This is a genomic window from Planomonospora algeriensis, assembly GCF_977012225.1.
This window is the reverse complement of sequence record NZ_CDRNDK010000034.1, coordinates 21,081-28,982: the sequence shown is the minus strand read 5'-3', so window position 1 is coordinate 28,982 and position 7,902 is coordinate 21,081. Positions and strand designations below refer to the sequence as shown.

5 protein-coding genes are annotated in these 7,902 nt (G+C 73.0%); 1 reads left to right on the top strand and 4 read right to left on the bottom strand.

What is annotated here, in order from left to right; genetic code table 11:
- Nucleotides 1-92 precede the first annotated feature (92 nt).
- The 4 genes from ACWJ6R_RS06450 to ACWJ6R_RS06435 all read right to left on the bottom strand — a co-directional run bounded on the left by ACWJ6R_RS06450 (nucleotide 93) and on the right by ACWJ6R_RS06435 (nucleotide 4,736).
- Nucleotides 93-1,619, bottom strand: a complete 1,527-nt coding sequence (locus ACWJ6R_RS06450) for an ATP-dependent DNA ligase (RefSeq protein ID WP_449061308.1) — start codon at nucleotides 1,617-1,619, stop codon at nucleotides 93-95.
- A 130-nt stretch (nucleotides 1,620-1,749) separates the two neighbouring features.
- Nucleotides 1,750-2,124 (bottom strand): FKBP-type peptidyl-prolyl cis-trans isomerase, encoded by a 375-nt coding sequence (locus ACWJ6R_RS06445; protein ID WP_449061307.1) that lies wholly within the window; start codon nucleotides 2,122-2,124, stop codon nucleotides 1,750-1,752.
- 199 nt (nucleotides 2,125-2,323) lie between these two features.
- Nucleotides 2,324-3,334 (bottom strand): LacI family DNA-binding transcriptional regulator, encoded by a 1,011-nt coding sequence (locus tag ACWJ6R_RS06440; RefSeq protein ID WP_449061306.1) that lies wholly within the window; start codon nucleotides 3,332-3,334, stop codon nucleotides 2,324-2,326.
- A gap of 4 nt (nucleotides 3,335-3,338) precedes the next feature.
- Nucleotides 3,339-4,736 (bottom strand): GH1 family beta-glucosidase, encoded by a 1,398-nt coding sequence (locus ACWJ6R_RS06435; RefSeq protein ID WP_449061305.1) that lies wholly within the window; start codon nucleotides 4,734-4,736, stop codon nucleotides 3,339-3,341.
- A gap of 459 nt (nucleotides 4,737-5,195) precedes the next feature.
- Between ACWJ6R_RS06435 and ACWJ6R_RS06430 the strand changes: the two genes are divergently transcribed.
- Nucleotides 5,196-7,832: a glycosyl hydrolase gene (locus ACWJ6R_RS06430; protein WP_449061304.1), complete on the top strand. Its 2,637-nt coding sequence runs from the start codon at nucleotides 5,196-5,198 to the stop codon at nucleotides 7,830-7,832.
- Nucleotides 7,833-7,902 lie beyond the last annotated feature (70 nt).

Sequence of the window (7,902 nt, the reverse complement as noted above, 5' to 3'; positions counted from 1 at the left end):
CGGCGGGCGCGGACGCGCCCCGTCGCGTCCGTCCGCAGGATCGGGGCGGCCGCCGATGCTCTGAGGCCCGCCCTGGCACACCGGGGCGGGCCTCAGAGCATCAGCGCGCGGACCGTGTCCACGGTGTCGGCCTGCTCCGGGGTCTTGTCCGGGCGGTAGCGGACGACCCGGGCGAAGCGCAGGGCCAGGCCGCCGGGATAGCGGCTGGAGCGCTGGACCCCGTCGAAGGCGATCTCGACGACGAGCTCGGGCCGGACCACGACGGTCCAGCCGTCGGAGGGCCCGTCGGCGAGCGCCAGGAAGCGCTCGGTCTGCCAGGCGAGCAGCTCGTCGGTCAGGCCCTTGAAGGTCTTGCCGAGCATGACGAAACCGCCGCCGGCCGGATCGCGGGCGCCCAGATGGAGGTTGGACAGACGGCCCTCCCGGCGGCCGCTGCCCCACTCGGCGGCCAGGACGACCAGGTCCAGCGTGTGACGGGGCTTCACCTTGACCCAGCCCGCCCCGCGGCGGCCGGCGGCGTAGGGGCTCTGCGGTGATTTCACCACCACGCCCTCGTGCCCCCGCCTGAGGGCCTCCTTGAAGAACGCCTCGCCCTCGGCGGCGTCACCGGTGACCAGCCGGGGCGTGATCAGCTCCGCGGGCACGGCCCGGGCGAGCTCCAGGTGGCGCGCCTCGTCGGGCAGGTCGAGGAGGTCGGCCCCCTCCACCCGCAGCGCGTCGAAGAAGAACACGCTGAGCGGGGTCGACCGGCGGACCCCGGCCACGTCGGTCCGGCTGGCCACCCGGCCGGAGGTGACCTGGAAGGGCTCCGGACGGCCGTCCGGCCGCAGCGCGATGACCTCGCCGTCCAGGACGAGGTCGGCGGCGGGCAGGGCGCCGACCGCCTCGACCAGCTCGGGCACCTGGGCGGTGATGTCGTCCAGGGTGCGGGTGAAGACGGACACGGCGTCGCCGGACCGGTGGGCCTGGATCCGCACGCCGTCGAGCTTCCACTCGATCGCGGCCCGCCCGCCAACCCGCTCCAGTGCCGCGGCGACGGAGAGGGAGCTCTGCGCGAGCATCGGCGAGACCGGGCGGCCCACCTCCAGCCTGAAGGAGCGCAGCGCCTCGACCCCGCCGGACAGCGCCGCCGCGCCCACGGCCGGCAGCCAGCCGCGCAGCATAAGCGCCCGCCGCACCTCGGCGGCCGGCGTCCCCGACGCCCTGGCGACGGCCTCGATCATCACTCCGTCGAGCGCGCCCTGACGCAGCTCACCGCGGATGAGCCGGGACAGGAAGGTCTGCTCGGGGCCGGTGAGCGCGGCGAACAGCTCGGCCAACAGCGCCTTGCGGGCGGCCTGGGAGCCGGGGCCGGTCCGCGCCTTGACTCGGGCCAGGAGGGCGTCGACCTGCAGCAGGGTCGCGGTGGCGGCGAGCCGGGGCTCCGGGAGGTCCCGCAGGCCCGCCAGGCCGACGCCGATCTGCCGCTGGGGCAGTTCGCCGGAGAGGTAGGCGATGGCGATCTCCGCCTCCTCCGGGCCGACCCGGCCGAGGAGCTCCGCGAGATGGCGGATCTTCACCAGCCGGGCGGAGTCGGCGGCCACGGCCGCGGAGGTGCGCGCGAGATCGATCAACAGCACACCCACAGCCTATGAGGCGGGGGCGACATTCCGGCAGAGCGTCTCCGGCAGGGCGTCTCCGCCGGAGACCCCCGGAGACCCCCGGAGACGCGGTGGGCCGCTCCCCGCGGGGAGCGGCCCACCGATCGCCTCAGCGGACCCCGAGCAGGTCCACGACGAAGATGAGGGTCTCGCCGGGCTTGATGCGGCTGCCCGCGCCCCGGTTGCCGTAACCCAGGTGCGGCGGGATGGTGAGACGGCGGCGGCCGCCGACCTTCATGCCCGCGACGCCCTGGTCCCAGCCCGCGATGACCTGTCCCGCGCCGAGCGAGAACTCGAAGGTCTCGCCCCGGTTCCAGGAGGCGTCGAACTCCTCGCCGGTGGAGAAGGCGACACCGACGTAGTGCACGCTGACCTGGTGGCCGGGCTTGGCCTCCGGGCCGTCTCCCTCGACGACGTCGACGATCTGCAGCTCCTTGGGCGCCTCGCCCTCGGGGAAGTCGATCTCCGGCTTCTGCAGTGCCACGTGGTTTCTCCTTGATCTGGTGCGTGCCGGCCGATGCCCGACCGGCCGAACGACTCTACGGGGTCCGGGGCCCGGGGGTGGGCGAAGGGCACGGGTGACGGCCGGCGAGAGGACTCCCGGTGGGTCCCCGTCCGCCGTACGGCCTGCCGGGCGGGCGCGGACGACGGCCGGAGGGTCCGCGGACCCTCCGGCCGGTCCGTCAGGCGGAGTCGCGGACGACCAGCTCTGTGGGCAGGATCACCGGAGCGTCCACGTCCTGCCCCGAGGCGAGCGCGAGGACGAGCCGGGCCAGCTCCCGGCCCATCTCGTGGAGGGGCTGGCGGACCGTGGTGAGCGGCGGCTCGGCGTAGGAGGCGGCGGGCACGTCGTCGAAGCCGACCACGGCCACGTCCTCCGGCACGCGGCGCCCGGCCTGCCGCAGCACCTGCAGGGCGCCGAACGCCATCATGTCGCTGGCGGCGAACACCGCGTCGAGCCCGGGATCGTCCCGCAGCAGCTGGCGCATGGCCGCGACGCCCGACTCCCGGGTGAAGTCGCCCACCGCGACGATGGAGCGCCGGTCGGAGTCGCGCAGCACGTTGCGGTAGCCGGTGAGCCGGTCGATCCCGGCGACCATGTCCTGCGGCCCGGCGATCGTGGCGATCCGGCGGCGGCCCGCCGCCACCAGATGCCGCACCGCCTGCTCGGCGCCGCCGACGTTCTCCGTGTCCACGCAGGGCAGCGCGCCCTGTACCCCGGCGTGCAGGGGCCGTCCGCTGCACACCACGGGCACGCCCCGGCGGGCCAGCGCGGAGGGCAGCGGGTCGGCCCCGTGCATCGAGGCGACGATCACGCCGTCCACGTGCCTGGCCGTGGTGTAGCGCTCGACCCGCTCCTGGCCGCGCGGCGAGCCGGCGAGCATGAGCACGAGGTGCTTGTCCGCGGCCTCCGTCTCCTGGCTGACGCCGCGGATGATGCTGGCGAACATGGGGTCGTCGGAGAAGACCCGGGTGGGCGGCTCGGAGAAGACCAGCGCGACGGAGTCGGCCCGCCGGGTCACCAGGCTGCGCGCCGCGAGGTTGGGGACGTAGCCCAGCTCCTCCACGGCGCGCATCACCGTCGCGCGGATCTCCGGATTGACGTGCGTCGAGCCGTTGACCACACGGGAGACGGTGGCGCGGGAGACTCCCGCCCTGGCCGCCACCTTCTCCAGCGTCGGCCGGGCGGTCACCGGGTCACGCCTGGACTCCGTTGCGCCGGATGACCTCGCGGTACCACAGGGCGCTGTCCTTGGGCACCCGGCGCTGCGAGGCGTAGTCGACGTAGACCAGCCCGAAGCGCTTGGCGTAGCCCTCGGCCCACTCGAAGTTGTCCATCAGCGACCAGACCAGGTAACCGCGCAGATCGGCGCCGGCCTCGATCGCGGCGTGCGCGGCGCGGAAGTGGCCGTCGAGGAAGGCGATCCGCCGTTCGTCGGCGACCCGGCCGCCGTCGAGCACGTCGTCGAAGGCGGCGCCGTTCTCGGTGATGATCAGCGGCGTGCCCGGGTAGTCGCGGTTGAGCCGGAGCAGCAGCTCGGTCAGGCCGGACGGCTTGACCGACCAGCCCATCGCCGTCTTCTCCTCCTCGCCCTGGACGAACGCGATGCCCTCGCTGCCCGGGTGGACCGGGTTGGCCTGCCGGCCGGCGCGCAGCTCCACGGTGGTGGGGCTGTAGTAGTTGACGCCCAGCAGGTCGATCGGCGCGCCGATGATGTCGAGGTCGCCGTCGCGGACGAAGGACCAGTCGGTGAACCGGCGGGCGCGTTCCACGACGTCGGCGGGGTACTCCCCGCGCAGGACCGGGTCGAGGAAGATCCGGTTCTGCAGGCCGTCGATGTGCGCGACGGCCTCGGGGTCGGAGCCCGAGATGGGAGCCAGGTTGAGGGTGATGCCGACCTGCCGGGCCCCCGCGGCGCGCAGCTCGGCCACCGCCAGGCCGTGTCCCAGCAGCAGGTGGTGGACGGCGGCGTAGGCGTCGGCCGGGTTCGTGCGGCCGGGGGCGTGGACGCCCGCGCCGTAGCCGAGGAAGGACGAGCACCACGGCTCGTTGAGCGTGGTCCAGGTGTCGACCCGGTCGCCGAGCCTGCCGTACATGACGGCGGCGTACTCGGCGAAGCGCTCGGCGGTCTCCCGGTTGGTCCAGCCGCCCCGGTCCTCCAGGCTCTGCGGCAGGTCCCAGTGGTAGAGGGTCACGATGGGCGTGATGCCGCGGCCGCGCAGCTCGTCGACCAGCCGCTCGTAGAAGTCCAGGCCGCGGGGGTTGACCGGGCCGGAGCCGTCCGGCTGGATCCGGGGCCAGGCGATGGAGAAGCGGTAGGCCTGGACGCCGAGGTCGGCCATCATCGCCACGTCGTCGCGGTAGCGGTGGTAGTGGTCGCACGCGACGTCACCGGTGTGGCCGCCGACGACCTTGCCGGGCGTCCGGGAGAAGGTGTCCCAGATGGACGGTCCGCGGCCGTCCTCGTTCGCGGCGCCCTCGATCTGGTAGGAGGCGGTCGCCGTCCCCCAGAGGAAACCCTGCGGGAACGTCAGGCCGCCGGTTCCCCCGGTCTCCTCCGCGACTCCCGCCGACATCCCCATGGACAGGGTCATGTCTCACCGCCCCTTTCGCCTCGCCGTCAACCCCGCCTCGCCCCGAACGGCAGAGAGCGCTCTCACACAGCATCGTGGGTGTGTGACGGGCCTGTCAAGGCGGATGATCCGCATCCTGGACAGAGGAGAGTGTGAGAAGTCGTTGACTTGGCGTTCACTCAGGGCTACGGTCCTCCGTCAGAGAGCGCTCTCTTGTTCTTGTTCACCCCGGCGGCCCGTTCTGCGGCGCCGGCAGCCCGATACCCGAGGAGGTATCCATGGGCTTCCCATCCCCCTTACGCCGAGTAGTCGCCGCGGTGGCCGTCCTGGCCACGGCCGTGGTCACCCCGGTCGTCCTGGCCTCCCCGGCCGCCGCCGTGGCGGTCGGCGCGGGCGGCTACGCCTCCGCCCGCCCCGGCCGGCGCCGCCGGCCCCTCCAACTCCGACGGCGCCGCCGTCACCCCCAAGGTCACCGCCCGGATGGCCGGCCGCGCCGTGCCGACGAACGACTGGTGGTCCTCGCTCGTCTTCCAGCGCTACGCGGGCAACCCCTACTCCGAGAACATGTACGCCCACCCGCTCTCGTTCCACGCGAACGCCAAGGGCATCAGCGTCGGCTACCCGGACAAGCCGAACATCACCTCCGACGGGAGGATGTACGAGTTCGTCCACGCGAGCGACCTCAACGTGGGCGTCTCCGGCCTCAACGCCGCCAGGACCGAGGTGGACGGCTGGGGCGACTGGAGCGTGGCACCGCGCTGGAGCGACGGGACCCGCACGCTGCGGACCACGATCGCGCACGGCTCGCCGTACGTCTACGCCGAGGCCTCGGGCGGCAACGCGCTGGTGGAGTTCACCGGCTCGGCCAGCGTCTGGCAGAACAGCGGCAACGTACTGGGAGTGACGGTGAACGGCCGCGACTACGGCCTGTTCGCCCCCTCGGGGACCAGCTGGTCGCTGACCGGCACCGCCTCCGCGAGCGCCCCGGCCGCCTTCTTCTCGGTGGCGGTCCTGCCCTCTCGGGGAGCGCTCCCACTGTTCCAGAAGTACGCCTACTCCTTCGTCACCGACACCCGGGTGAGCTGGTCGTACGATGCCGACGCGGGCCGGATGAAGGCCGTCTACACCGCCTCCACCACCGCCAAGCAGGGCGGCCAGACCGGCACCCTGCACGCGCTCTACCGCCACCAGTGGGCGAACTCCTCCGACGCGATGACGGCCCACCGCTACGTCTCGCCGCGCGGTGAGATGCGGGTGCGCGAGGGCGCGTCGTTCACCACGAGCGCGAAGTTCAACGGCGTGCTGCCCGCCCTGCCGCTCGCGCCCGGCGCGGACAAGGCCAGGCTGCGGGCCGCCATCGACGCCGAGCTGAACGCCTCCGACCCCTACAAGGGCGCCGTCGACACCTACTGGACCGGCAAGGCCCTGTGGCGGATCGCGGCGCTCATCCCGGTCGCCAACCAGATCGGCTACACCGCCGGCCGGGACAAGGCGATCAAGCTGGTCAAGACCCGGCTGGCCGACTGGCTCACCGCGGACTCGGGGGAGACCGGCAGGCTGTTCGCCTACGACTCCACCTGGAAGACGCTGATCGGCTACCCGGCGGGTTATGGCACTGACAAGGAGCTCAACGACCACCACTTCCACTACGGCTACTACGTGCTGGCCGGAGCGATGGTGGCCCAGCACGACCCGGCCTGGGTCTCCGACTCCCAGTACGGGGGCATGCTGAAGCTGCTGGTCAAGGACGCGGCCAACTACGACCGCTCCGACAGCCGGTTCCCGTTCCTGCGCAACTTCGACCCCTACGCCGGGCACGCCTGGGCCTCCGGGCACGCGGGATTCGGCCACGGCAACAACCAGGAGTCGTCGTCGGAGTCGATGATGTTCAACGCCGCCGCGGTCCTGTTCGGGCAGGCGACCGGCGACACCGCCCTGCGCGACGCGGGCATCTACATGTACACGACCGAGCGCGAGACCATCGGCCAGTACTGGTTCGACGCCGACGGCGCGGTCTTCCCCTCGGGCTTCGACCACGGCACCGCGGGCATGGTGTGGGGCGCCGGCGGCAGCTACTCCACCTGGTGGACGGCGAACGCCGAGGAGATCCACGGCATCAACATGCTCCCGATCACCGGCGGCTCGCTCTACAACGGCGCGTGGAAGGCCGACATCAAGCAGAACATCAGCGAGCTGCGGGCCTCCAACGGCGGCCAGGAGACCGAGTGGCGCGACGTCATCTGGCAGTTCCTGGCGATGGCCGACCCCGCCGCCGCCCAGTCGCTGTGGCTGGGGGCCGACCCGGCCCCCGAGGACGGTGACTCGCGGGCCCACGCCTACCACTGGATCTCCGCGCTGAACGCCTGGGGCACCCCCGACCACTCGGTCACCGCGAGCGTGCCGACGTACGCGGTGCTGGGCAACTCGGCGGGCAGGACCTACGTGGCCTACAACGCCTCCGGCGGCGCCGTCACCGTCCGGTTCTCCGACGGGCAGACGCTCGCCGTACCGGCCCGGGCGATGGCCTGGCGCGGCCCGGCGGGCAGCGGGACCGAGGCGGGGGGCGGCTCCGGCCCGAGCCCCACGGCGACGCCCACCGCCAGTCCCACGCCCACCAAGAGCCCGACGCCGACCCCGACGCCGAGCCCCACGAAGACTCCGACGGCCACTCCGACGCCCACCCCGACCTCCACGGCGGGCGGGGTCGACGCCCGCTCCACCATCCAGGCGGAGAGCTACCAGGCCCAGTCGGGCACGGCCCTGGAGGACACCTCCGACACCGGCGGCGGCAAGAACGTCGGGTTCGTCTCCAACGGCGACTGGCTGCGCTTCGACGGCGTCCGCTTCGGCTCCCAGGCGGCGGGCCAGTTCAAGGCCCGGGTGGCCTCCGGGGCGGACGCGGGGGTGAGCGGCCTGGTCCAGGTCCGCCTGGACAGCCCCACGGCGGCGCCGGTCGGCGACTTCGCGGTGGGCAACACCGGCGGCTGGCAGAGCTGGCGGACGATCGCGGCGAACATCTCGGGGGTCACGGGCACCCACACGGTGTACATAACCTTCAGCAGTGGCCAGCCCGCGGAGTTCGTCAACCTCAACTGGTTCACCTTCTCCACGAACTGATCCGGCAGACATATCGAGTCGGTCCCCCGGGGCGTACGGCGAGCCGTACGCCCCCGGGGGACGGGAGGGC